Genomic DNA, 25,843 nt, shown 5'->3' on the forward strand with positions numbered 1-25,843 from the left:
CTCATATCGCTGATATAGAATGTTTAGGAACTCAAAATAAAGGATTATCATGTTACGGAAGATTAGACTGACTTTTGCAATGATTTGTTTTGCACTCATCACCTTGCTGTTCCTTGATTTTACGGGAACGTTGCATGGGTGGTTCGGCTGGTTAGCCAAAATCCAGTTTTTGCCGGCTGTATTGGCGCTGAATGTGGGAGTGATATTGTTTCTTGTAATTCTCACTTTGGTATGCGGGCGTATCTATTGTTCTGTGATTTGCCCCTTAGGGGTATTTCAGGATATACTGGCATGGCTGGGCCGGCAACCTAAAAAACGCAGGAAGCTTCCTTACTCTTATTCTCCGGCCTTATCTTGGCTGCGCTATGGCGTATTGGGTGTGTTTATCATTGCTTTGATTGCCGGAATTGGTTCATTGGCTGCTCTACTTGCACCCTATAGTGCATACGGACGTATTGCCAATAATCTTTTTCAACCTATATGGCAATGGGGCAACAATCTGCTTGCTTATCTGGCTGAACGGGCAGACAGTTATGCCTTTTATGAAACGGATGTATGGTTGAAGAGCCTGCCGACTTTTATTATTGCTGCCGCTACTTTGGCTGTGCTTGTTGTTCTGGCCGGACGCAACGGACGAACCTATTGTAATACGATTTGCCCGGTAGGAACGGTCTTGGGCTTCCTTTCACGTTATTCGCTTTTCCGCATCACAATAGATTCGGAAAAGTGCAACCAATGCAGTCTTTGTTCACGCAACTGCAAGGCAGCCTGCATCAACTTTAAGGAGCATCAGATTGATGCAAGCCGGTGTGTGGTTTGCATGAACTGCATTGAGAAGTGCAAGCATGGAGCCATTTCCTACAAGTATCATCCTTTCGGTAAACCTGCTGCGGGCAAGGCAGATTCGGAACAGATAAACGAAACCCGCCGCAGTTTTTTCACAGCAACGGCTCTGGTTGCAGCCACTTCTGTTTTAAAAGCGCAGGAAAAGAAAGTAGACGGAGGACTGGCAGCCATTGAAGATAAGAAGATTCTTGAGCGAAGCACTCCCCTCACTCCTCCCGGCTCATTGAGTGCCCGCAATATGGCGCAACACTGCACGGCCTGCCAGCTCTGTGTGTCGGCATGTCCCAATCAGGTTCTTCGTCCTTCTGCAGACTTAAGGAAATTGATGCAACCGGAAATGTCATACGAACGCGGCTATTGTAGACCGGAATGTACAAAATGTTCGGAGGTATGTCCTGCAGGGGCTATCCGTCCGATAACCAAAGCTGATAAATCATCCGTTCAGATAGGGCATGCCGTGTGGGTAAAGAAAAATTGCATACCACTGACGGATGGTGTGCAGTGTGGCAACTGTGCACGCCATTGTCCGACGGGAGCCATACAAATGGTGCCGAGTATACCTGAAGACAAGGATTCTCCAAAGATTCCGGTAATCAATGTGGAGCGTTGTATCGGCTGCGGGGCATGTGAGAATCTTTGTCCGGCCCGTCCGTTCAGTGCCATCTATGTGGAAGGACATGAAAGACATCGAATTATATAACAAAGTAGAATTTCTATAAGTATGGAAGAACATCATAAAAACAATATGAACCGTCGTGATTTCTTGAAGATAGTGGGAATTACAACCGCCACATCTACTGCTGCCCTCTATGGATGTGGTTCTAAGGAAGGAAGCAGTGAAGGCAGTAAAGTATTGGGCCCCATTCCGACGGATAAAATGACCTATCGTAGTTTTCCTGGTTTGGGGAGTGACAAAGTTTCTATTTTAGGATACGGCTGTATGCGCTGGCCTACCGTTCCTGCTCCGGATGGAAAAGGGGAAATGATAGACCAGGATGCTGTAAACGAACTGGTGGATTATGCCATTGCCCATGGCGTGAATTATTTCGATACGTCTCCGATGTATGTACAAGGATGGAGTGAGAAGTCTACGGGAATAGCTCTGAAACGCCATCCACGCGAATCGTTCTATCTTGCCACCAAACTATCCAATTTTCATCCTGATACCTGGACTCGCGAGGGTTCCATCGCCATGTACCGTAAGTCGTTCGAGGATATGCAGGTGGACTATATAGACTACTATCTGCTACACATGATTGGTGGCGGTGGCATGGAGCAATTCCGCAAACGCTACATAGACAACGGTATGATTGATTTTCTTGTCAAGGAGCGTGAAGCAGGACGCATCCGCCGTTTGGGATGGTCGTTCCACGGAGATATCGAAGTCTATGACTATGCCTTGCAGATGCATGACCGTGGTGAAGTTCATTGGGACTTTGTACAAATACAGTTGAATTATGTGGACTGGAAACATGCTTCGGGCAGCAACTTCAAGGCAGAGTATCTGTATGACGAGCTGGCCAAGCGTAAGATCCCTGCTGTCATTATGGAGCCTCTGCTGGGTGGGCGGCTCTCCAATGTCCCCGACCATATTGTGGCACGGCTGAAGCAGCGCGAACCCGAACGCAGTGTGGCGTCTTGGGCATTCCGTTATGCCGGTTCTCCCCAGGATGTACTGACAGTGCTGAGCGGCATGACTTATATGGAACATTTGCAGGATAACATCCGTACTTACTCTCCATTGGTACCACTCACGGAAGAGGAAACTCAGTATCTGTATGATACGGCAGATTTGATGATGGAGTACCCCACCATACCTTGCAACGACTGCAAGTACTGCATGCCTTGCCCGTATGGAATTGACATTCCTGCCATATTGATACATTACAATAAATGTGTCAATGAAGGAAATGTGCCGGAAAGCAGCCAGGATGAGAATTATCGGAAAGCACGCCGTGCTTTTCTCGTAGGATATGACCGAAGTGTACCCAAACTGAGGCAGGCCGACCATTGTACCGGGTGCAACCAGTGTTCTCCGCATTGCCCGCAAACGATTGATATTCCCAAAGAACTGCATCGTATTGACAAATTTGTAGAACAGTTGAAACAAGAGACTTTATAAAATGGAGAGTATCATTGACATACTGCACAAGGGAGGATACTCTTGTGTTATGAAGAACCGGGAGGAAGTCCGTACTTTCACCCAACGGGGAGTAGCGGATTTGTATGATTTGTACCAGGCAGATTCTGCATTTATGAAGGGGGCTGCCATTGCCGATAAGGTTATAGGGAAAGGTGCCGCTGCTTTGATGGTACTGGGAGGCTTTAAAACGGTCTATGCCGATATAATCAGCACTCCTGCGCTGGCATTGCTGTGCGAAGCAGGAATTGAAACGACTTTTGCCCAAGAGGTTCCCCATATCATTAACCGTGACAAGACCGGCTGGTGCCCGTTGGAGACGGCTTGCATGGAGCTGAATACGGTAGAGGAGATGTATCCGGTGATTCAGAATTTTATATCAAGAATCAGGGCAAAATAGCAACAGCCTGCTCTCTTTCCCTGATTACCTGATGCCTTTCTCTTCCAGCATCTTGAAGTCTTCCTTGAGCATACCGACATCATCCAGTGTGCGGGCTTCATTGTGGTCGTTCAGATAGACTCTGGGTCTTTCGATAAACAGAGCGCTGGTGACAGATAAAGAGTCATTCCGGTATGGGGTCTCCACTCCACCTATTTCCAGCATTGTCTGGAAGAATGAGGCACTGGAAGATACATTCTTCTGCCTATTGGCTTGTGCGGCCTCCAATAACGATGGGTATCTCTGCCGGTAGTTGTCGGACATCCAAATAAAGAATGGCACATGTATCTGATAATAGGAAGGTACCGGTGAAGCATGCAGAAAGAGATGCCGGTTGTCATCGAAAATATCTTCTCCATGGTCTGAAGTGTATATCAGGGCAGAATTGACATGTTGTTCTCGAAGCATATCTATCAGACGAACCAGAAAATTATCCGTGTAGCGGATAGAATTGTCATAGGCATTAATCAGGTTGTCTTTGTATTTCACTTCCGCATCAACGGGCATGTCCGGCAGGAAGAAAGCCTGCTCTGCCGGATAGCGCTCTTTATAATTAAAATGAGAACCGTAAGTGTGGAGAACTATAAATTGCCTGGAAACTCCTTTGCCCAGTTCTTTTGCTACCAGTTTCAACAGTTCGTTATCAGAGGGGTTGTAATTGGAATCCCCCACATCTTCTTTAATGAAATCATACGTGTCGGCTTCTTTGCCGAAGAAGTCTATAAATGAGTGGTTATAGCGCTGGTTCGAGAAAAAGGCGGTCTGGTAACCGGCTTCCTTGAATGCTGTGATAATCCCTTTTTGATAATAGATGGAATCAAAACTGGAAGCACTGACCGGTGACAGCAACATCGGAACACTCTTGTGGGTAGTGTTTGATTCTGTCAGCACATGGCTGAAAGCTGTCAGTCCGCCAATGCCCGACAGTCCCGGGTTAGTCTCCCGTTCGTAGCCGTGCAAAGCCCAGTTGCATGCCCGTGAGGTTTCTCCCACCACCATTACATATACTTCCCTTTCATCAGCCTGATGAGTACTTCTAGCATGAAAGGTAAAATCTTTAGAGGTCTTGTGATAATTCCGCGTCTGGGCCGTCCGTTGAAAAGCAAGTGCTATGTTGTAGCATACGTTGGCAGGATACAGTTCGGATTTCGGCTCATACCGGTTATCTGTCAAATAAGCAGTGCCTAAGGATAATATTCCGGCAGACAACACATACAGAGTGCGACGGCGAGCTTGCCGGATGAATGCTTCGGACAGTCTGCGTTTGTGTACAATGGATATGGTTGCCAGAATTAATGCAGGTATATAGAGCACTACCACAATAACGATGGCAGGTATCAGATTGTCCAGCAGTTCCAGCGCCTCGCTCGAATTGGTTGTCACCAGATTCAGAAACATATCCACTGCGATAATGGACTGACCGAAAAGATACAGCAATACAAGCTGGAAGGCTCCGAAGAAGATGAACGGAAATAGCAGCCAGAATGTCCTGCCACAGTTTCTCGACCAAGCCATTACAGCATAATATATAGAAAGGGGTAGCAGGATATTACATATCTTTGCCGTCCATGATATGGGTTCTGTAAAGCATAGCACTACATTGGGCACTATCAGAATGACCAGAAACAGATAGAACAAATGTTCCTGATTGTCGAACCATTTTTTTATGTCTCTAAAAAGCTTCATTGATATTGAATATAAATCCGGTCTGGTGTTTGCCAAAACCTAAATCCAAACGTACGTTTACTCTCTTTTTGAACTCCCAGCGGTAGCCGAAACCATAATTAGGAAGAATATGCCTGGCCTCCAATTCCGAGAAATTCGGGAATATGGTTCCCGCCCCTACCCATACGGCAACTCCATTTCGCTTCCATACATGTTGGCGTAGTTCCAGCTGGGCATCCATTGCACACTTGTCACGGTAGCGCCCCTCATAATAGCCACGCATAGAATAGGAACTTCCCAATGTTGCCATCAGTCCCCAGGGCGGATTTCCGTAGTTCAGCAGAGTATGGAACTGGCCTGCCAACACCCCACCCTTCCACACGGACTGGTAATAGCTGGTCGTCAGTTCCGTATTGCTGAATGCATATTTATTTCCCAAAAAGGCCGGACTGAAGCGCTGGTCTATCCGTAGGTAATATCCTTTATAGGCATTTGTCAGAAAATCGCGTGAATCATACAACAAGGAAAACCCCAAGCTCACGTTGGTGCTACGCGCTTTCATTCCTTTCCATAATTCCGGTTTTTCAAAGTCATGTCCATACACGTAATCAAATGTTGTCATCGGACCGATATAAAAGTTACGTGCCATCCGGAACATGAAGTCCACCTTAACCTGCGCCTGAAAGCGATCGTATTCACTCTCATTGTCATCATTGGCTCCATTGTCATATCCTTGTCCCCAGTAAAGGCTTGGGAAAGAATAGAAATACAGATTGTAGTTCAACCGGTATTTGTCTTGGGGAAACAGATGGTTTCCACGTACTCCCAGCAAATAGAATCCCACTGTGGAGACATCCCCATACAGAGAGACATTGGACGGAGGGAGAATACTATCGTTCCGGTCGGTACGGTAGAGTCCTGCCGCCACCAGTCCGATTCCAAATTTGGTGTCACTGGAATAATGAGGCCCGCCTATAATGCTGAAATCAAATTTCTTGTTTTTCTTTTCTTTGTTGGCATCGTTGAAGTAATTCAAAATTTTTCCGAAAAAACTGCGTTTCTTGGGAAGCGAGTCTATCGGATACGTAGAAATTGAGTCCACAGAGTTTTTTGCTTCTGCAAGGTGTGTTTGTGCATGAACAGCCGTTTCTGTAATCAGCATCAATATTGGTAATATCCATTTTGTCAATTTAGTGTCCATTTACTTGTAGAAAACTTCCGTGGCAAAGTTAGTTTTTATGTTCTTCATTACAACAATGTTACTGTTCTTTTTGTTTCCAATTTTTCTCTTTTAATGTTCATTTCTACATTGCATGTGGGGTTTACTCTTTTTAACTACATCATTTATAGAACTTTCCTCGATTTATACTGTTATTTTAATATTACAAAGAACAACATGATATTGAATTATGAAAACAGCAATGGACATTCCCGATAAAGAGGGACAGAAACGACTGGTAATCGTAGGCGGCGGCTTTGGCGGATTAAAGCTGGCACGAAAATTGAAAAGCAACAAGTTTCAGATAGTTTTACTGGATAAGAATAACCATCACATCTTCCAACCGTTACTCTATCAAGTGGCCACAGCAGGTATTGAACCGAGTGCCATATCATTCCCATACCGAAAAATCTTCAAAAAAAGAGAGCATTTCCATATACGTATTTGTGAAGCACAGCAAGTCTTCCCGGAACACAATCTGCTGGAGACTTCCATCGGCACGCTGGCATACGACTATTTGGTCATTGCCACCGGCTGCAACACAAATTATTTTGGAAACGACGGGCTGGAGAAACAGACCATGGCACTAAAGAATACTTCGGAAGCCTTGTTCAACCGAAACCAGATATTGGATAGTTTTGAACAAGCCCAGAACACCGGTAATAAAGAAGAGCGCAGGCGTCTGATGACCTTTGCCATTGTAGGCGGTGGAGCTACGGGAATAGAGTTGGCTGGTGCTTTGGCCGAGATGAGGAAGTTTGTCCTTCCTCAAGACTATCCGGACTTGAATATCAATGAGATGCGTATCATCTTGTTGGATGGCTCTTCCCGGCTCTTGTCTGCTTTTTCAGAAGAGTCTTCCAAAGAAGTGGCCGATTATCTGAAGAAGCGTGATGTGGAAATCAAATTGAACCAACGGGTGATGGGATACGAGAATTATCAATTGGCATTGAATGACGGGACTGCCATCGATACCAAAAATGTATTCTGGGTGGCCGGTGTCAAGGCAAACAGCCTTCAAGGATTGCCTGCCGATGCCTATGGACCGGGAAACCGCTTGAAGGTGGACACTTATAACCGTCTTTCTCAATATCCCAATATTTTCGCTATCGGGGATACGGCCCTTATGATTTCTGAGGAGTATCCCAAAGGACACCCGCAAGTGGTGCAACCAGCCATCCAGCAGGCCCGCAACTTGATAAGGAACTTGCAGCGTGCAGAAACAGGCCTGCCGTTGCAGCCGTTTATATATCAAAACAAAGGCTCCATGGCGACCATTGGCCGCAATCATGCCGTAGTCGAGCTTAAGAAACTGCGTTTTGGCGGTTTTCCGGCATGGGCTGTGTGGCTATTCATCCATTTGATGAGTATTGTGGGTGTAAAGAACCGTCTTTTCATCTTCGTAGACTGGATGTGGAGTTACTTTACCTATGACCCATCTTTACGGATTATCATCAAACCGTTGAAGCGGGAGTAAACTTTTATTGAGTAATATTTGTTATAGTTCATATACGAAGTTAAAAACGAATGAATATGTTAAAACGACTTTTATTTCCTGTCAAACCGGACGGAACGGCAACATCTGCTATACTATTGATTGCAAGAATTGTATTCGGTATATTATTAATGAACCACGGCATCCAGAAGTGGACTAACTTTCAAGAGCTGTCGGCTGTTTTCCCTGACCCGCTGGGTGTAGGCAGTCCGCTGTCTTTAGGACTGGCTATCTTTGGTGAATTGGCATGTTCCATGGCATTCATTATAGGTTTTCTCTATCGTTTGGCTATGATACCAATGGTGTTTACAATGGCTGTTGCCTTTTTTGTAATTCATGGCAATGACCCGTTTGCCACGAAAGAGTTGGCTTTTGTGTATCTGGTAGTGTTCATATTGATGTATATCATAGGTCCGGGCAAGTTTGCCGTTGACCGCTGGATAGGAAAAGCTCTTTTCCAAAAGGCTCGTAAATAGACACTTCCGTTTTACTGAAAACAGATTTTAAGCTCAAATAGGATGTATTTTCGTAAAAAATCCTATATTTGCGGATGCTTAAAATAACTCGATGAGCTATAAAGCTAATTAAATACAGTAAAATAAAAAAGAGTGATTATGAAAAAGTTCAATTTGAAGATGGCTGCGACCGTAATGATTTGCGGCTCGTTTCTTTTCAGTTCTTGTATCGGTTCTTTTGGACTGCATAGTAAACTGGTCAGCTGGAATCAAGGTATTGGTACCAAGTTTGTAAACGAACTGGTTTATCTGGCATTCAATATTATCCCGGTATATGGCGTTTGCTATCTGGCCGATGCATTGGTCATCAACTCCATCGAATTCTGGAGTGGTTCAAACCCTATGGCCAGCATTGGTGATGTAAAGAAAGTGAAAGGCGAAAACGGTGACTACCTGGTAGAGACACTTGAAAACGGCTATTCTATCACCAAAGAAGGTGAGACTGCTTCTATGGAACTCATTTACAACAAAGAGTTGAATACTTGGAATGTTGTTGCCGATGGTGTCAGCACAGAATTGCTGCAAATGAACAATGACGGCACTGCACAAATGACCCTTCCGAACGGTGAGGAAATGACAGTGACGCTGGATGCCCAAGGTGTGGCAGCAGCACGTCAGGCGACGATGATTGACAGCTATTACGCTTTTAATTAAAAGTTGAAAATGGAAAGGTGAAAGGTGAAAATAGCTGGGTGCATAGATGCCCAGTAACCATTTTCACCTTTCACCTTTCCACTTCCCATTAGAACGGATATCCCACAGCAAAGTGGAAGGCAAAATCGCGGCTGAATCTGGGATGGATAATGGGATAACGGTCTTTTTTCTTCTCATACGCCGGATTGACAGCCTTCATACCCCCGTCGAAACGCAATACAAAGAAATCCAAGTCAAGTCGCAATCCTAAACCATATGCCACGGCAATCTGTTTATAGAACTTGTCAAATTCAAACTGACCTCCCGGCTGGTCTTTATAATCCCGTATTGTCCAGATATTCCCGGCATCTACAAAGAGGGCTCCTCTGAATTTCCAGAACAACCGTGTGCGGTATTCAATGCTGGCATCCAGCTTGATGTCTCCCGACTGGTTCATGAAGTTATTATCGCCGGGGAAAGAACCGGGTCCCAGATTACGTACAGACCATCCGCGCACACTGTTGGCGCCACCGGAGAAGTAGCGTTTCTCAAATGGAAGCATTGTTGCATTGCCATATGGAATGGCGATACCGGCACCAAAATGAAATGCCAATGAATTGCGGTTGTCAATGACCAGATTCTTGGCAAAGTCAAAATCGCCTTTCAGGTATTGGGCAAAAGGAATGTTCAACAAAGTGTATTCCCCCGATGCATTCTTTTTCATTCCTCCGAGCTTTGCCACAGCATACAACAAGTTACCCGCCGATTCAAAATTGAGGCGGATGGTATAGGAATTTCCGATACCGGAGTTATTCATCAATGCTCTTCCGGCACTGTTGTAGATATAGCTATAGCCGGTGCGGACAATAAAGCGGTCTTCATAATTGTATTTGAGGATGTAGTTCTCGTCTTTCTCCAGATAATCCTCTTTGAATGTCTGGTCTATGCTGGGCATATACAGATAGTTGATGTCCAGCAAATCAATGCGATGCTGCGAACGCTGTTGTTGTACCCCCCATTTGTAGCTCCATCCGGCAGATGCTACAATGCGCGTGAATTCGGGTCTCATCTGGTAGTTATATTGCAATCCGAATTCTGTAGTAGCCCTTATCCTCCGCTTGAAATCGCTGGATACAAAGGGAAACATAAACCGTGGGAAGTTGATGGTTGCTTCCGCACCTAATTCTATGTAGTCTTGATTCAAGGAGCTCTGCAAACCGGACACAGCCTCGTATGCCCCACGTAGCTTGAACATGAATGTTTCGGAACCTTTGAACATGTTGCGGTGCTGAAAAGCCACCGAAGCGGCAGCTCCCAAGTCGCCGGCAGAGTTTGTGCCTTCCACTTCAAAGGATACGGACTGATGCTTGCCTCTGGTCAGCATCACATAAGCGTTGAGCTTTGCACTGTCACTCTGCTGCACTTCGAAAAAACGGATATTGGTATATTTCAGGGCTTGCAGGCGTCCGTAGTTGGAGTAGGTACGCTGCACGTTCTGCTCGTTGTAGAGAGTTCCCGGAATGATGCGCAGATTGTTGGTCAGCACTTTGGGACGCAGATAAAGCTTGTCTTTGTAGTAGATGGGGAATCCTTTGTAGTGCAATGAATCATTCACCTCAATGCTGTTCAAGGCAGATGCCTGCAACACATTATAGTCGGTAATGAAACTCACTTTATTGATAGTGTATTGCCGGTGATTCTGCGGTGTATCCTCGTTGTGCTGCCTGTATGGAGCCAAGTGCAACGTCAAATCTACCAGATAAGAATTACGGACGGTATCTGCGGTATAGGATATGTACTCTTTGTTGAACTTGTAATATCCATTCTGAAGCAGTTTGTTTGTGATACGCTGGCGTTCTGCATCCAGTACATTGACATCAAAATACATGCCTTCGGACAATAGGGTTACTGCGGAATCCTGCCGCATGTATTCCTTTATTTTACTGTCCCGGATATCATATTTCAAGGTACGCACTTTATAGGGCTTGCCGGTCGTCACCTTATAGACCAACTTCATCTTTTTCTTCTTGACTTGGCGTACCGGTTCCACCAGAGCACCCATATAGCCCATATTCTGCACAGCCTTAGTAATCTCTTCCCTGGTCCGGTTGGTTTCCTCCTCACTGTATATGACCGGGGCATCACCTAATTTCCTCAATGTACGGTTTATCCAGCGTGTAGAGTCCCGTCCGGACCAGTTGTAGACATACAACTGGGTCTTTATCAGGCTGAACCACTTCGCATTGGGATTCTGGCGGATGTACATGGAGAGATTGGATGGTTTTACTTCCTTATTGTCGGTATGTATGCGCACTTCATCCAGCAAATACGAACCGTCAGGCACATATTTGGTAGAAGAACAGGAAGCCAACAAAAGTACGATAGTAGTAAGTATCGCGTAGCGGAAACCTTTATCCATACCGAATCATTAATTGCGCATAAACAGCTACAAATATACTTGTATTTTTTTGTTCCCGAAATAAAAAACGCCGGAAGAGTGCGGAGTTTTTGATTATATTGAAATAATCACGTATTTTTGTCAAATGATAACATGTGTATTCTATGGCATTAAGTAAAAACCGCATTAAATATATCCACTCGTTGGAGCAGAAAAAGAACCGGAAGGCAGACAAGGTATTTCTGGCAGAAGGGCCTAAACTCGTAGGGGATTTGTTGGGACATTTTCCTTGTCAGTTCTTGCTGGCAACTTCAGAATGGCTTTCCCGGAACCGCCCTCTCTCCACCGTAACAGATGTCACGGAAGTATCGGAGGAGGAACTTTCGCGTGCCAGCCTGCTGAAAACTCCCCAACAAGTGCTGGCTGTGTTCCGGCAGCCGGATGAGGAGACGGATATTTCCGTCATCAGCCACTCCCTCTGTCTGGCTTTGGATGATGTGCAAGACCCCGGTAACCTGGGAACGATTGTCCGCCTTGCTGATTGGTTTGGGATAGAGCATATTTTCTGTTCGCCCAACACGGTGGATATCTATAATCCCAAAACTGTGCAGGCCACGATGGGAGGTATCGCACGCGTCAGACTGCATTATACTCCCCTACCCGAGTTCATCCGCTCACTGAAGGATATTCCCGTTTACGGCACTTTCCTGGACGGAGAGAATATGTACGGACAACCGCTCTCGAAAAATGGGCTGATTGTGATGGGTAATGAAGGAAATGGCATCGGAAAAGAAGTGGAGGCACTCATCAACCGCAAACTATACATACCGAATTATCCCGCCAGCCGTGAGACCTCGGAGTCATTGAACGTGGCTATTGCCACAGCAGTAGTTTGCGCTGAGTTCCGGCGCCAGGCTGCATTGTAGTAAAATCAAAAGGAAAAAACAACCAGGGAATCAAATAAGGCAATTCTTCCTCGATAAGCGGAGGGATTGCCGTCAGTATATTGCAGCACGTATCAAAATGAGGATAGTCTGTTTCCGCCTCCGTAAGCAAAGCTATGACTCCCGGTAGCCATTCCGTATTCTCCACCTCTTCTGTCAATGGGAAGATACGTGATACACATTGTCCTTCACCTATCTCCACCACATATTGTTTCAGATAGCCATGCCCGGGAAGAAACAGAAAATGGGAAGCGTAGCGTTTCATGCTTTCGGACGGGGACGTATGGTTCTGGGAGTCGTGGTATTTTCCTGCTCCTGAATTTCCAGAGGTTTTAATTTCTCTGGTTTTCCGATACTGTCTTTGCGAAGGGAGTCTGTTGCCTGCTGAAGGCTGTCCTTTGGGGCAATGACCAAGCTGTCCGTGGCGTGATAGCGCATCAGTGAGATACGGTCTGCCAGCAAAGGCTGTGGAGTCTCCTGCTGCGGATAATAGATGAACCCGCGTATTTCCTTGATTTCTCCTAAAGTATCGGCAAACAAGGTGAGCGTTTCCACACCTGTGTCTTGTACTTTCCGAATGGCACTGATGACACTGTCATTCTTTTCGTAAAGAATCTGCATCGCCATCAACGGAGCATGTATGCTGTCCGGTGCACCGTTGTGGAAACGGAAGCGCACGCTCCAGCGCAGCGTGTCACGGTCGTGGAAATTGGTGTCTGATGGCAACGTAAACGTTATCTTGTTGTCCAGGGGCATACCCGTCAACTGATAGATATGCTGCCATATCCACACGTCGATACTGTCTCCGGGAAGTGATTCTTTCGGCTTGTTGTCACGCAGGGCAATCAAGTGGTTGATACCGTCTCTTTCGGCTTTCAACCGTACATTCACTTTCTCGTAGATTTTGGTAAGTACTTCCGGATTACGGGCAAACCAGACCATAGAAGAGTCAAAATCGGCTTGAGTAATGCCATATTTCTTGAAAACCGATTCAATGTATAGCACCCGCTTATAACTTTCGTTATACGGCACTTCTTCACCCATAGCTTTGGCTATGTGATAATCATAAAGCACGTTTTCCATCTTGGCATCCGGAAGGACGGTCTCAGGTCTTTTCACCTTACAAGCCGTCAGACTGAACGCCAGAAGGACTACGCTACACCATTGAATTCGATTTATTCCTTTCATGATTTCTTTATGGCAGCATGATAGGCATCATTGAAGTCCTTGCCGTAGAACAACAGCAAAGCAATGATACCGCAACTGATTGCTGCATCCGCAAAATTGAATATCGGGCTGAAGAAAATGAAATGTTCTCCACCGACAAACGGCATCCATGCGGGCCAGTTTGTATCAATGATGGGGAAATAGAACATATCCACCACCTTGCCATGGAACCACGGGGCATATCCCCCTCCTTCAGGCATGAAGGAGGCTATCTGCGAATGGGTGCTTTCGTTGAACAGCACGCCATAGAACACACTGTCGACAATGTTTCCCAAGGCTCCCGTCAAGACCAAAGACACACAGACGATAAATCCGGTCTTCATGCCTTGCTTCACGAACTTGTACAGAAACCAGCCAATGACCGTGACTGCAGCAATGCGGAACAAGGTCAGGAACAGTTTGGCGAATATTTCCATACCGAAAGCCATACCACTATTCTCGGTAAAGTATATATAGAACCAATCCGTAATCCGGATACTCTCATGCCAGTACATGTGGGTCTTTATCCAAATCTTGATAATCTGGTCTATAACCAATACCGAAAATATAATAAGGCAGGCTATCCGGCCCTTCGTAAAGAATTTACCCATTTTTATTTCTTGCCGTTGTTTTTAGCTTCGATGCTCAAAGTGGCATGGGGCACTGCACGAAGGCGCTCTGCCGGTATCAGTTTGCCGGTTTCGCGGCAAATGCCATATGTTTTGTTCTCAATGCGCACCAAAGCAGCCTGCAATCCTTGGATGAACTTCAACTGGCGTTGGGCCAGACGTGTGGTTTCTTCCTTGGATAAGGTGTTGGCACCTTCTTCCAGTACTTTGTACGTAGGAGATGTATCGTCGGTGTCATTACCGTCTGCACCCGTCAGGCTGGCCTTTAACAGTTCATAGTCACGTTGTGCCAACTCTAACTTCTCCATAATGATAGCGCGGAATTCTTCCAATTCAGCATCTGAGTATCTTGTCTTTTCTGCCATAACTTTTACGTGTTAATCAGGGTTAGTATTTAATTATTCTTTCACTACGCTCACGTACAGCGAGAAATCGTCGAAGTTCAGTTCTGTACCATTTTCTACGTTGTCTGCCAGCGTCAGTGAAGTTCCTAAAACTTGGTTGCGAATATAGTCATTATATTCATTTACCGCATCATCTGTTTGAGGATTTTTTGATAATGTAATCTTTATTTTATCTGTTATCTCAAAACCGCTCGACTTGCGGATATTCTGAATGCGGTTTACCAGCTCGCGTGCAATACCCTCACGGCGCAGCTCTTCGGTAACGGTAACTTCCAGAGCCACGGTCAGTTTGCCCTCGTTGGCAACCAGCCATCCCGGAATATCCTCACTGAAGATTTCCACATCTGCCGTTTCAATCACGGCTTCTGCACCGTCCAGATTGAACGTATAAGAGCCTTTCTTCTCCAGCTCGGCAATGGCTTCCTGGGACATTTCCGCCACAGCAGCAGCCACGGCTTTCATCTGCTTCCCGAATTTCGGTCCCAGCTTCTTGAAGTCGCATTTCACTTTCTTTACCAGTACACCGGCAGCACCGTCCACAAACTGGATTTCTTTTACATTCACCTCGTTCATGATAAGTGCTTTCACAGCCTCGATGTGTGCACGCTGTTCTTCATCCACTACCGGTATCATGATGCACTGAAGCGGTTGGCGGACTTTGATGTTCACCTTGCGGCGCAATGCCAATACCATGGAAGTGACGTCTTGTGCCATCTGCATGCGGACTTCCAATTCCTTGTCTATCATTTCCTCCTTATATTCGGGGAACTTGGCAAGGTGTACGGAAACCACATTGTCGCGTCCCGTAGCTGCAATCAGGTCGGAATAGAGCATATCAGCATAGAACGGAGCGATGGGTGCCATCAGCTTAGCCACGGTTTCGAGGCATGTATAGAGTGTCTGGAATGCAGAGAGCTTGTCCTGCGTCATACCACCGCCCCAGAAACGTTTGCGGTTCAGGCGGACATACCAGTTGGAGAGGTTGTCGTTCACGAATTCGGAAATGAGACGTCCTGCTTTCGTGGGCTCGTATTCATTGTAGCAGGTATCCACGTTCTTCACCAACGTATTCAGTACAGAGAGAATCCAACGGTCTATCTCAGGGCGTTCTGCCATGGGCACATCGGCTTCTTTGTAGTCAAATTCGTCTACATTGGCATAGAGGGCGAAGAATGAATAGGTGTTATAGAGTGTTCCGAAGAACTTGCGGCGCACCTCTTCCACTCCATCCACGTCGAACTTAAGATTGTCCCACGGAGAAGAGTTGGTGATCATGTACCAGCGCAACGGGTCGGACCCGTATTTCTCGATGGTCGAGAAGGGGTCTACGGCATTGCCCAGACGCTTGGACATCTTGTTACCATTTTTGTCGAGCACCAAGCCGTTGGAAATGACAGCCTTATAAGAAATACTGTCGAACACCATTGTAGCGATGGCGTGCAACGTGAAGAACCAACCGCGTGTCTGGTCCACCCCTTCGGCGATGAAATCGGCAGGATATACCTGGTGGCTATCCAGCAGTTCCTTATTCTCGAACGGATAGTGTATCTGTGCATAAGGCATGGCACCGGAATCGAACCAAACGTCAATCAAGTCCGTTTCGCGTTTCATCGGCTTGCCGTCTTTAGAAACAAGGATGACATCGTCCACGTAAGGACGGTGCAAGTCTATCTTGTCGTAATTCTCTTTGGTATATACACCCGGCTGGAAGCCCTTCTCCTTGTAAGGATTGGACTGCATCAAGCCGGCAGCTACGGATTTCTCTATTTCGTTGTAAAGTTCTTCTACAGACTCGATACACTTTTCCTCGCTATTGTCCTCTGTACGCCAGATGGGCAGCGGAGTACCCCAGTAGCGTGAACGGCTGAGGTTCCAGTCATTCAGGTTTTCCAGCCACTTGCCGAAACGTCCCGTACCGGTGCTTTCCGGCTTCCAGTTGATGGTCTTGTTCAACTCTATCATACGTTCTTTGCAAGCGGTGCTGCGGATAAACCAGCTATCCAGCGGATAGTACAATACGGGTTTGTCCGTACGCCAGCAGTGCGGATAATTGTGTACATGCTTTTCTATCTTGAATGCCTGGCGGGCGGCTTTCATCATCATGCAGAGTTCGATATCCAATGATTCGGCAGCTTGTGCAGCCTGCTCATCATACTTGCCGTCTACAGTGAATTGAGGGTCATAGGCATTCTTTACCCACTTGCCCTGATAGTCTTTGTAAAGGTCTGCATTGACACATGCCTTTACAAACTCCTCGTCCAGTTCGTCAATCAAGAAGAACTTACCGGTGAGGTCTACCATCGGGCGGGTCTCACCCTTCTTGTTTATCATGAACAAGGACGGTATACCTGCAGCGCGTGCCACAAAAGCATCGTCCGCACCAAAGGTCGGGGCAATGTGTACGATACCCGTACCGTCTTCAGTCGTCACATAGTCACCAGAAATTACACGGAAACCTTTGTCGCTGGGAGTCCAGCTACCGTCTTCGGCAACGTCTATCGGTTTCACCCAAGGGATGAGCTGTTCGTACTCCATACCTACCAAATCGGGGCCTTTGTACTCACCTACTATCTTGAAAGGTATCAGCTTATCACCCGGCTTATAATCCTCTAATGCAATGCCTTCCGCTTTTTTGTTGAAGTGAGTGTAGAGCAGTGCTTTTGCCAAGACAACAGTCATCTTCTCACCGCTATATCCGTTGTAAGTCTGTACGGCCACGTAGTCTATCTTGGGACCGACGCAGAGCGCAGTGTTGCTGGGCAACGTCCACGGAGTAGTGGTCCATGCCAGGAAGTAAGGAGTTCCCCACTCTGTCATTTCCGGTTTCGGATGCTTCATCTTGAACTGTGCCACCATGGTCGTGTCTTTTACGTCACGGTAACATCCGGGCTGGTTCAACTCGTGCGAGCTGAGTCCGGTTCCGGCAGCAGGAGAATAAGGTTGTATGGTATACCCTTTATAAAGGAGTCCTTTCTTATAGAGCTGTTTCAGCAGCCACCACAAGGTTTCGATGTAGCGGTTGTCGTAGGTGATATACGGGTCCGTCATGTCCACCCAGTAGCCCATCTTGTGCGTCAGGTCTTCCCATTCCTTGGTGAACTTCATGACGTCCTTGCGGCAGGCAGCATTGTATTCTGCTACGGAAATAGTCTTGCCAATATCCTCTTTCGTAATGCCGAGTGCTTTTTCCACACCCAGTTCCACGGGCAGTCCATGAGTATCCCATCCGGCCTTACGCTTTACTTGGAACCCCTTCATCGTTTTGTAACGGCAGAAAATGTCCTTAATGGAGCGAGCCATTACGTGGTGAATGCCCGGCATACCATTGGCCGAGGGAGGTCCTTCGAAAAATACGAAAGAAGGACAACCTTCACGTTCTGTCATACTCTTGGCGAAAACCTGGTTTTCGTCCCATTTCTTCAACACTTTTCCGTTCACTTCGGAAAGGTCGAGCTTCGAATATTCGGCAAACTTCTTACCCATCTTGATATTTACTATTTGACAATTTACAATTTACGATTGAAGATACTCTTGATAGGCATTTGGTACGTCAAAAGCTACCTTCTCCATTTTAAGGGTGCAAATTTACAAAAAACTTAAATACAAGAGACTTTTTAAGAACAAAAAAATATGCAGGTACGATTTTAAAAAATATTCGCTCACTCAACACTGTCCCTCTTTTCTCTTTTCCCGAATTAGTACATAGAAGTGCATCTGTAGATGTCGTTTGGGGCAATGCAGGGTTCCCTAAGCAAAAAACGACAAAAAACGCAGAATTTGCCAAAACCTACCCCCTGAAAACTACGTTGAAAACAACAAATGAGAGGGCTATTTTGCTGAGTTCAACAAATGGTATGTAGAATTCTGCGAATGCTATTGCCGCAATCAGCAATAAGCGTGCAGAGAACAGCATAGGAAAGAATAATAAAGTATTATATTAAAAGAAATAATAACAGCATCATCAGCGGATAGACTTCAACTGTTGCTGCTGTAACTATAATGCAAGGTGAAATAATTAAGGTAATGATTCACCACTCCGAAACAATCCGATGTCTCATCGAAAGAGAGAAAGTAATACATCAGGTTTTCGGGTTCTTTCTTTTGGGTCAGGATTTCGTCCACATAGGCAAGAAAGGCGTTTTTGATGCTGTTATCGTTGTAGTAGTCTGCCAACTTTGCCAGTTTACGTTCTATGGGTTTGTTATGCTGCAATTGCATGGCAGATTTCGAGCGTTCAGGCTTCACATCTCCGGTCAGTCCCCCATCATTATAGTATTGGCGGCGCTCGTCATAGACTTGGCTCAGCAGTTGATAGATTCGGGCGGCAGCCTCGTGATTTATGGCGGAGGCAGGCTTCAGTTGTTCTTCCTTGCTCTTCTTCTGCATAGTGGCGTGGTAGGCAAAGTAGAGGATGAAGTCACGGAAGAGCGTGGTTTGGGGCATGATGATTTCTACCAGGACATCCACGTCGGCAAGTACACTGAAGTCCACGGAGTAATAGCGGACACGTCCACGGGTGACGGAATTGACCTTTATGTCGGTTTTCAGGAAGCCCAAGGCCGAGAATTGCTTAATGATGACTTCCTGCCGGGTACGGCGGATACGGGTTTCTTCCTCTACACGCGCCTGGGAGTAATGGAAAGGCTTGTATTTAAAAGAAATCTGTTTTACTGTAAGCCAGTCGAACAGAATCAGCTCGTCGGGAGCCAGACGGTAGTTAAGTAATCGCAACACATTGATGCAGAGAGGTATTTCGGGAGCAGAGAGAGCTTTCTTGGCCATTGTTTCTGTTTTTTAGAATAAAAGTTTTGTAAAGATACGGATAAACTATGGAATTACCATCCGAAATGCCATACTTCATCGTCCCGGATGCCACACTTCAGCAGCTGAAATGCCACACTCCGTTGTCCGAAACCTATGGCATTCCGAACGATGAAGTGTGGCATTTCGGAGAATAAGGTGTGGCATTGGAGGCAACCGAGTGTGGCATTCGGGAAAGTCATCTTTTCATCTTCACCTCGTACAAATCGCCTCTCCGGTCTTTCAGGTTGCGTACACTGCCGTAGGTATGCAGTTCATTCAGCAAGTCCAGATCCACATCCGACACAAGAATCATTTCGGTATTCGGAGTGGCTTCCGCACGCTTGCCGTCTGTGGGGAAAGCGAAGTCGCAGGGAGTGAACACGCCGGACTGGGCATACTGGATGTCCATGTTGTGCACGCGGGGAAGATTGCCTACACTGCCGGCTATCACTACAAAGCACTCGTTTTCGATGGCACGAGCATGGGCGCACACCTTTACGCGGCTGTAAGCATTCTGCGTATCGGTAAGGAAAGGAACAAAGAGTATCTGCATGCCTTGGTCCGCCATGATGCGGCTCAGTTCGGGGAACTCTACATCGTAGCATATCAGCACGCCTATCTTAGCACAGTCCGTATCGAAAGTTTGGATGGACTTGCCTCCGCTCAGTCCCCAGGACTTTATCTCGTCGGGAGTGACATGTATCTTTTCGTACATTTCATAACTTCCGTCACGTCGGCAGAGGAATCCTACGTTGTATAGCAGCCCGTCTTCCTTGATAAGCGGCATACTGCCCGTAATAATGTTGATGTTATAGCTGATGGCGAGCTTGACGAAACGCTCCTTGATTTCCTCGGTATAGGCCGCCAGCCCGCGGATAGCCTGCGACTCGCCCTCGTTGTTGAATTTTGCCATCAACGGTGCGTTGAAGTATTCGGGAAAAAGGACAAAGTCACTCTTGTAGTCGCTCACGGCATCCACAAAAAATTCCACTTGCTCAAAAAGGTCATCCAGTGTCTTGTAGGTACGCATCTGCCATTGTACCAAGCCTACGCGGACAGTGGTTTTGGGGTTTACATAGTCTTGTGTGGGAGCCTGATAGTAGATATTGTCCCATTGCAGCAGGCAGGCGTAGTGCTTGGACTCCTCATCATTGGGAAGGTAGTTGCGCATCACCTTGCGCACGTGGAAGTCGTTAGAGAGCTGAAAGGTCAGCACCGGGTCGAAGATTTCCTTTTGCTTCACCTTATCTATGTACTCCTTGGGGCGGATTTGATCGGCATATTTGTAGTAGTTGGGGATACGTCCGCCAAACATGATTGCCTTCAGGTTCAATGTCTCGCAAAGTTCCTTGCGGTATTCATACATACGGCGTGCCAGACGCAGGCCACGGTATTGGGGATGGATAAAGACTTCGATGCCATAAAGTATGTTGCCTTTCGGATTGTGGGTGTTGAAAGTCTCCTTGCCCGTAACCTGGGCGTAAGTGTGGTCGTTCTTCACATCATCGTAGTTCACTATGATGGAAAGCGCACAGCCCACGATTTTCTCGTCAACCACCGTCACAATCTGTCCCTCGGGGAAGATGCGTATCAGTTTTTCTATTTGTTTGTGCGTCCAGAACACATCGCTTCCGTCTGAATAAACGCGCGTAAACGATTGTGCCAACTGGTCATAATCTTCAATCTGCAGATTGCGTATCTGCACCTTATTGATTTTCATTGAATCCATAACTTTCTTGCTATTCCTGATTAAAAACAGTGCAAAGGTACGGTTTATCCTTACATGTTATCTTCCCCTCCGAAGATTTTTCTTTCCCATCTTGAACGGATAAGGGAAAAGATACGGAATTGATAACAAAAAGAGGAGGCATTCATCAGGCCTCCTCTTTCCCGTCTTATATGGACAGTTTCAATGACGGTCTTATCTATTGTTTCTTCTATTCTTCCACAGCTTGGTCATGTCTTCCAGTGTCTTGCCTTTCGTTTCGGGAACAAGCTTCCAGACAAACAGAGCAGCCACCACACAGATGATTCCGTATAAGCCATAAGCAAACATGTGCCCGAACTTGTCTCCCATATCTCCCAAACTCATATTGTACATAGGTACGAAGGTGGAAGATACAATGAAATTGAATATCCATTGGAAGGCTACGGCAATGGCTACTGCAGCGCCACGGATGGTATTCGGGAAGATTTCAGCAATCAGTACCCAGCAGATGGGGCCCCAGCTGAACATGAACGAAGCACTGTAGACCATGATGCTGACAACAGCCAACATGGGAGGAAGCCCTGCCACAACGTTGCAAAGAGCTACTCCGAAAGCACCTATCGCCATGCCGATAGACCCCGAGATGAGCAGCGGTTTACGTCCCCATTTCTCGACTGTAAAGACAGCCAGCAACGTGAACAGAATATTGATGATACCCATGATGACGGTTTGAACCATCGGGTTGCCCATTCCCATCGTTTCGAAGATACGCGGTGCGAAATAGAGTACGGCGTTGATACCTACCGCTTGCTGGAATACACTCAGCATGATACCGATAAAGATAACCATCCAGCCATAAGTGAAAAGCTTTTCCGTCTTTTCCTCTGCCGTGGCTTTGATTTGAGACAGAATAACCTTTGCCTGAGCCAAGCCGTTGATACGGCTTAACACCTGGAGTGCCTTATCATCCTTGCCACTCATGGCAAGATAGCGTGGCGTTTCGGGAACAAACAGTACGAGCAACGCAAAGACTCCTGCAGGAACAGCCTCACTGACAAACATCAGACGCCATCCTATCTCTGTGGTCCATGCTGCCGCTTCGGGATTCAGAATCTGGTTGACTCCTTCAATGGCCTTTATCACCGGATTTGAATTCTCGCCCAGAATAAGGAAATTCACGAAGTAAACCACCAACTGGCCGAAGATAATGGCAAACTGATTCCATGATACCAGAGTCCCGCGAATGTTGCTCGGCGCAATTTCCGCAATATACATCGGGCAGATGGCCGATGCCAAACCTACGCCGATTCCTCCCAATACACGGTAGAAATTGAATGCCACGAGCAAGGAATAGGAAGGAACACCATAGTCGAAGAAAAGGAATTCCGGGTAGTAGGAGCCCAATGCCGACAGAAAGAACAAGACGCCGGCTATGAAAAGAGAATTCTTACGTCCCAGATTGGATGCGAAGAATCCCGAAAGAGCACTACCGATGATACATCCGATAAGTGCACTGGAAGAGGTAATGCCGTGAATCGTATCTGTGTAGACAAAATCGGAGGCACCCATAAAAAATGCCTGAAGCCCTTTATCGGCACCGGATATGACTGCTGTATCGTAGCCGAAAAGCAAGCCCCCGATGACGGCTACCAGCACAATAGAGAAGAGGTAGAGTTTACTGCCTTTTTCTGTATAATTCATGATATTAATGATTAATGATTAGCGATTAATGATTAGCGATTAATGATTAATATTGAAACACCTCATGCGCAACTTATTAACCACTAATCACTAAACATTGATCATTATTAGCAGTACATATTCACGATTGCCTCATACAATTCCTGCTTGCCGCTGGTCTGTTTCGGCTCACCGTTGGCTTTTGCGTAAGCTACCAAATCCTCCAGCATCAGTTTGCCATCTTCAAATTCCTTGCCTTTGCCGCTGTCGAAGGAAGCATAGCGGTCGGCCAGCATCTTCTTGTAAGGAGACTCTTCAAGCAATTTGGCTGCACTTTCCAGTGCACGTGCCATCACGTCCATACCGGCGATGTGGGCAATGAAAATGTCTTCCAGGTCGGTGGAGTTGCGACGGGTCTTGGCATCGAAGTTTGTACCGCCATTGCCAAAGCCTCCGTTACGGATGATTTGCATCATTGCCTGGGTCAGTTCGAAGTTGTCAATGGGGAACTGGTCTGTATCCCAGCCGTTCTGGTAGTCACCACGGTTGGCGTCGATGGAGCCGAGCATACCGTTGTCTACGGCTACTGCGAGTTCGTGCTCGAAGGTGTGGCCCGCCAAAGTAGCGTGGTTCACTTCGATGTTCACCTTGAAATCTTTGTCCAGATTGTGAGCCTTCAAGAAGCCGATAACGGTTTCGGTGTCTACATCATACTGGTGTTTTGTAGGTTCCATCGGTTTCGGTTCAATCAAGAAGGTACCTTTGAAGCCGCGGGCACGTGCATAGTCGCGGGCGATGGTCAACATCTGTGCGAGGTGCTCTTTCTCACGCTTCTGGTCTGTATTCAGCAATGACATGTAGCCTTCGCGACCGCCCCAGAATACATAGTTTGAGCCTCCCAGTTCGATAGTAGCGTCGATGGCGTTTTTGATTTGGATGGCGGCACGTGCCACAACATCGAAATCGGGATTGGTGGCTGCACCATTCATGTAGCGGGCATGGCCGAATACGTTGGCAGTACCCCACAACAGTTTGATGCCGGTTTCTGCTTGTTTCTGCTTGGCATACGCTACGATTTCCTTCAAGTTGGCTTCGTATTCTTCAATGGTCTCGGCTTCTTCGCAGAGGTCTACATCGTGGAAGCAGTAGTATTCGATACCCATTTTCTGCATGAATTCAAAGCCGGCGTCCATTTTGTTCTTGGCAGCCTGAACCTTGTCAGCCTCACCGTTCCAGGGGAATTTCTTTGTTCCGCCACCGAATTGGTCACCACCTTCTGCGCAAAGAGTGTGCCACCATGCCATGGCGAACTTCAGCCATTCGCTCATTTTCTTACCCATGATTACTTTATCGGCATCGTAATAACGGAATGCCATCGGGTTCTTGCTCTCTTTACCTTCGAATTTAATCTTTCCTATTCCGGGAAAATACTCTTTTGTTGCCATAAGAATTTAATGTTTTAATGTGAGAATGTGCCAATGACAGACACATTCATCACGGGGTTAATTATTAATTTATTGTTTTAACGTGCTAACGTTTTAATGTGCACATTAGCACATTACCCAGTGTTTCCAGCGCGCATATGCGTCGGCATAAGCCTGGCGGTCTGCCACTTTCGGCTCTATCACCTCGAGCTTCTCAAGCGTGGCAAATGCTTCGTTGTTGTCCTTGTATATGCCCACACCGATTCCGGCGCCTTTGGCGGCACCTACAGAGCCGTCGGTATCATACAGTTCGATGACAGCTCCCGTCACACCGGCCAATGTCTCGCGGAACAGCGGGCTGAGGAACATATTAGCCTTGCCTGCATGAATTTTCTGCACGGGAATGCCCATTTGTTCCATGATGTCGATTCCATATTTAAAGGAGAAAACGATGCCTTCCTGTGCTGCGCGGATGATATGCTGTTTGCCGTGCTGGTTGAAGTTGATGCCATGAATGGAGCAGCCTGTTTCCTTGTTCTCCAGCATACGCTCCGCACCGTTTCCAAAGGGCAGGATACTGATACCGGCACTGCCGATGGGGGCTTGTGCGGCCAGCAGATTCATATCGCTGTAGGAGATGCCTTCGGGAGCAACGGTGCGTTTTACCCATGAATTGAGGATGCCCGTACCATTGATGCACAGCAGAACACCCAGACGGGTTTGCCCGGCAGCATGGTTGACGTGTGCAAAGGTGTTGACACGTGACTTGGGGTCGTAGTTCACCTCACCGTTCACGCCGTATACCACGCCGGATGTTCCGGCGGTGGAAGCTATTTCACCCGGATTGAATACATTCAGGGAAAGGGCATTGTTGGGCTGGTCGCCGGCACGGTAAGTGATAGGCGTACCTTCTTTCAGACCCAGCTCTGCGGCTGCAGCAGCATTGACGCGTCCCTGCTCGGAGAAAGTCGGTTTGATGTCGGCAATCAGAGAGGAGTCGAATCCATAATACTCCATCAGAAAATCAGCAACCCGGTTGTTCTTGAAATCCCAGAACATCCCTTCGGACAAACCGGACACCGTGGTACAGATGGTACCGCTCAACTTCATGGCGATATAGTCGCCCGGCAGCATTATCTTATGAATCTTTTCGTAAACGGAAGGCTCATTCTCCTTAATCCAAGCCAGTTTGGAGGCCGTGAAGTTGCCCGGAGAATTCAGCAAATGTGAAAGGCAAGTCTCCTCTCCCAATGTTTCGAAAGCCTTTTGTCCGTAGGGCACGGCTCTGGAGTCGCACCAGATAATGGCAGGACGCAACACCTGCTGGTTTTTATCTACACATACCAAGCCATGCATCTGATAAGAGATACCAATCGCCTTGATGTCTTCTGCGTTTACTCCGGATTCTGCCAATACAGCTTGTGTGGCCAGTTTCAAATTTTCCCACCAATTTCCGGGGTCTTGCTCTGCCCAGCCGGGCTTCACTGCGATAATTTCCGCTTCAGTCTTGGGGAAGAAGGCAGACGATACACACTTGCCGCTTTCCGCATTTACCAGACTCGCTTTTACAGACGAGCTGCCGATGTCATAACCTAATAAATACATTTCTATCAATATTAAAGAATGAAAGTGATATGAAGAATTAAGAATGAAAGAAGAATGTAAAGGCATTCTCTTTTAATTTTTAATTCTTTA

The 25,843-nt window shown here is 46.8% G+C and carries 21 protein-coding genes; 8 read left to right on the forward strand and 13 right to left on the reverse strand.

Annotated elements, in window-relative coordinates; translation table 11 throughout:
- Positions 1-49 precede the first annotated feature (49 nt).
- From DXD65_RS16835 to DXD65_RS16845, 3 genes are read left to right on the forward strand one after another with little or no spacing between them, the layout of a single operon-like run.
- On the forward strand, positions 50-1,546 hold the full coding sequence (locus DXD65_RS16835) for a 4Fe-4S binding protein (RefSeq protein WP_117713956.1): 1,497 nt from the start codon (positions 50-52) through the stop codon (positions 1,544-1,546).
- A 21-nt stretch (positions 1,547-1,567) separates the two neighbouring features.
- Entirely contained in the window at positions 1,568-2,968 is a 1,401-nt protein-coding gene (locus DXD65_RS16840; protein WP_009038429.1) for an aldo/keto reductase, read from the forward strand.
- Position 2,969: 1 nt separating this feature from the next.
- Positions 2,970-3,386, forward strand: a complete 417-nt coding sequence (locus DXD65_RS16845; protein ID WP_005825513.1) for a DUF1893 domain-containing protein — start codon at positions 2,970-2,972, stop codon at positions 3,384-3,386.
- 24 nt (positions 3,387-3,410) lie between these two features.
- Here DXD65_RS16845 and DXD65_RS16850 read toward each other — a convergent pair whose 3' ends face one another.
- Both DXD65_RS16850 and DXD65_RS16855 read right to left on the reverse strand, forming a co-directional pair.
- Complete coding sequence (locus tag DXD65_RS16850; RefSeq protein ID WP_117887815.1) at positions 3,411-5,111, reverse strand: lipid A phosphoethanolamine transferase; 1,701 nt, start codon at positions 5,109-5,111, stop codon at positions 3,411-3,413.
- On the reverse strand, positions 5,098-6,291 hold the full coding sequence (locus tag DXD65_RS16855; protein ID WP_009038431.1) for a BamA/TamA family outer membrane protein: 1,194 nt from the start codon (positions 6,289-6,291) through the stop codon (positions 5,098-5,100). The genes DXD65_RS16850 and DXD65_RS16855 overlap by 14 nt, the downstream gene beginning before the upstream one ends.
- Positions 6,292-6,499: 208 nt before the next feature.
- Here DXD65_RS16855 and DXD65_RS16860 point away from each other — a divergent pair, with 208 nt between their 5' ends.
- The 3 genes from DXD65_RS16860 (at position 6,500) to DXD65_RS16870 (ending at position 8,973) form a co-directional block, all read left to right on the forward strand.
- On the forward strand, positions 6,500-7,786 hold the full coding sequence (locus DXD65_RS16860) for an NAD(P)/FAD-dependent oxidoreductase (RefSeq protein ID WP_008664590.1): 1,287 nt from the start codon (positions 6,500-6,502) through the stop codon (positions 7,784-7,786).
- A gap of 56 nt (positions 7,787-7,842) precedes the next feature.
- Positions 7,843-8,280 carry a DoxX family protein gene (locus DXD65_RS16865; RefSeq protein WP_044468852.1) on the forward strand — a complete coding sequence of 146 codons (438 nt, stop codon included), beginning with the start codon at positions 7,843-7,845 and terminating at the stop codon, positions 8,278-8,280.
- A gap of 138 nt (positions 8,281-8,418) precedes the next feature.
- Positions 8,419-8,973, forward strand: a complete 555-nt coding sequence (locus DXD65_RS16870; protein ID WP_005825518.1) for a DUF3332 domain-containing protein — start codon at positions 8,419-8,421, stop codon at positions 8,971-8,973.
- Positions 8,974-9,061: 88 nt separating this feature from the next.
- Here DXD65_RS16870 and DXD65_RS16875 read toward each other — a convergent pair whose 3' ends face one another.
- Complete coding sequence (locus DXD65_RS16875; RefSeq protein ID WP_117887816.1) at positions 9,062-11,371, reverse strand: BamA/TamA family outer membrane protein; 2,310 nt, start codon at positions 11,369-11,371, stop codon at positions 9,062-9,064.
- Between the two features lie 143 nt (positions 11,372-11,514).
- Here DXD65_RS16875 and DXD65_RS16880 point away from each other — a divergent pair, with 143 nt between their 5' ends.
- Entirely contained in the window at positions 11,515-12,276 is a 762-nt protein-coding gene (locus DXD65_RS16880; protein ID WP_008664596.1) for a TrmH family RNA methyltransferase, read from the forward strand.
- On the opposite strand, the gene DXD65_RS16885 is transcribed toward DXD65_RS16880, so the two are convergent.
- The 6 genes from DXD65_RS16885 to DXD65_RS16910 form a co-directional block, all read right to left on the reverse strand.
- Entirely contained in the window at positions 12,224-12,559 is a 336-nt protein-coding gene (locus DXD65_RS16885; protein ID WP_025835363.1) for a hypothetical protein, read from the reverse strand. The genes DXD65_RS16880 and DXD65_RS16885 overlap by 53 nt on opposite strands.
- The gene (locus DXD65_RS16890; protein ID WP_022402446.1) at positions 12,556-13,482 is read right to left on the reverse strand and encodes a DUF4296 domain-containing protein; all 927 of its coding nucleotides are present in this window, start codon (positions 13,480-13,482) and stop codon (positions 12,556-12,558) included. Before DXD65_RS16890 ends, DXD65_RS16885 begins: the two co-directional genes overlap by 4 nt.
- Positions 13,479-14,111 (reverse strand): lipoprotein signal peptidase, encoded by a 633-nt coding sequence (locus DXD65_RS16895; RefSeq protein ID WP_016273745.1) that lies wholly within the window; start codon positions 14,109-14,111, stop codon positions 13,479-13,481. Before DXD65_RS16895 ends, DXD65_RS16890 begins: the two co-directional genes overlap by 4 nt.
- Positions 14,112-14,113: 2 nt before the next feature.
- On the reverse strand, positions 14,114-14,494 hold the full coding sequence (locus DXD65_RS16900; RefSeq protein WP_004290962.1) for a TraR/DksA family transcriptional regulator: 381 nt from the start codon (positions 14,492-14,494) through the stop codon (positions 14,114-14,116).
- 33 nt (positions 14,495-14,527) lie between these two features.
- A complete protein-coding gene (gene ileS, locus DXD65_RS16905) occupies positions 14,528-18,016 on the reverse strand; it encodes an isoleucine--tRNA ligase (RefSeq protein ID WP_117887817.1) in 3,489 nt (1,162 codons plus the stop codon).
- Between the two features lie 492 nt (positions 18,017-18,508).
- Positions 18,509-19,315, reverse strand: coding sequence for a hypothetical protein (locus tag DXD65_RS16910; protein ID WP_005825533.1), 807 nt, complete (start codon positions 19,313-19,315; stop codon positions 18,509-18,511).
- 47 nt (positions 19,316-19,362) lie between these two features.
- Between DXD65_RS16910 and DXD65_RS21500 the strand changes: the two genes are divergently transcribed.
- Entirely contained in the window at positions 19,363-19,491 is a 129-nt protein-coding gene (locus tag DXD65_RS21500) for a hypothetical protein (RefSeq protein WP_255420228.1), read from the forward strand.
- A 41-nt stretch (positions 19,492-19,532) separates the two neighbouring features.
- Here DXD65_RS21500 and DXD65_RS16915 read toward each other — a convergent pair whose 3' ends face one another.
- From DXD65_RS16915 to DXD65_RS16930, 4 genes are all read right to left on the reverse strand, one after another.
- Positions 19,533-21,065 carry a carbon-nitrogen hydrolase family protein gene (locus DXD65_RS16915; RefSeq protein ID WP_005825535.1) on the reverse strand — a complete coding sequence of 511 codons (1,533 nt, stop codon included), beginning with the start codon at positions 21,063-21,065 and terminating at the stop codon, positions 19,533-19,535.
- Between the two features lie 192 nt (positions 21,066-21,257).
- The gene (gene xylE, locus DXD65_RS16920; RefSeq protein ID WP_005825537.1) at positions 21,258-22,745 is read right to left on the reverse strand and encodes a D-xylose transporter XylE; all 1,488 of its coding nucleotides are present in this window, start codon (positions 22,743-22,745) and stop codon (positions 21,258-21,260) included.
- Positions 22,746-22,852: 107 nt separating this feature from the next.
- Positions 22,853-24,169 carry a xylose isomerase gene (gene xylA / locus DXD65_RS16925; protein WP_117887818.1) on the reverse strand — a complete coding sequence of 439 codons (1,317 nt, stop codon included), beginning with the start codon at positions 24,167-24,169 and terminating at the stop codon, positions 22,853-22,855.
- A gap of 105 nt (positions 24,170-24,274) precedes the next feature.
- Complete coding sequence (locus tag DXD65_RS16930; RefSeq protein WP_117887827.1) at positions 24,275-25,753, reverse strand: xylulokinase; 1,479 nt, start codon at positions 25,751-25,753, stop codon at positions 24,275-24,277.
- Positions 25,754-25,843: the final 90 nt, after the last annotated feature.

This window comes from Bacteroides sp. 4_1_36 (assembly GCF_003466325.1).
GTDB classification, from domain to species: Bacteria; Bacteroidota; Bacteroidia; order Bacteroidales; family Bacteroidaceae; genus Bacteroides; species Bacteroides uniformis.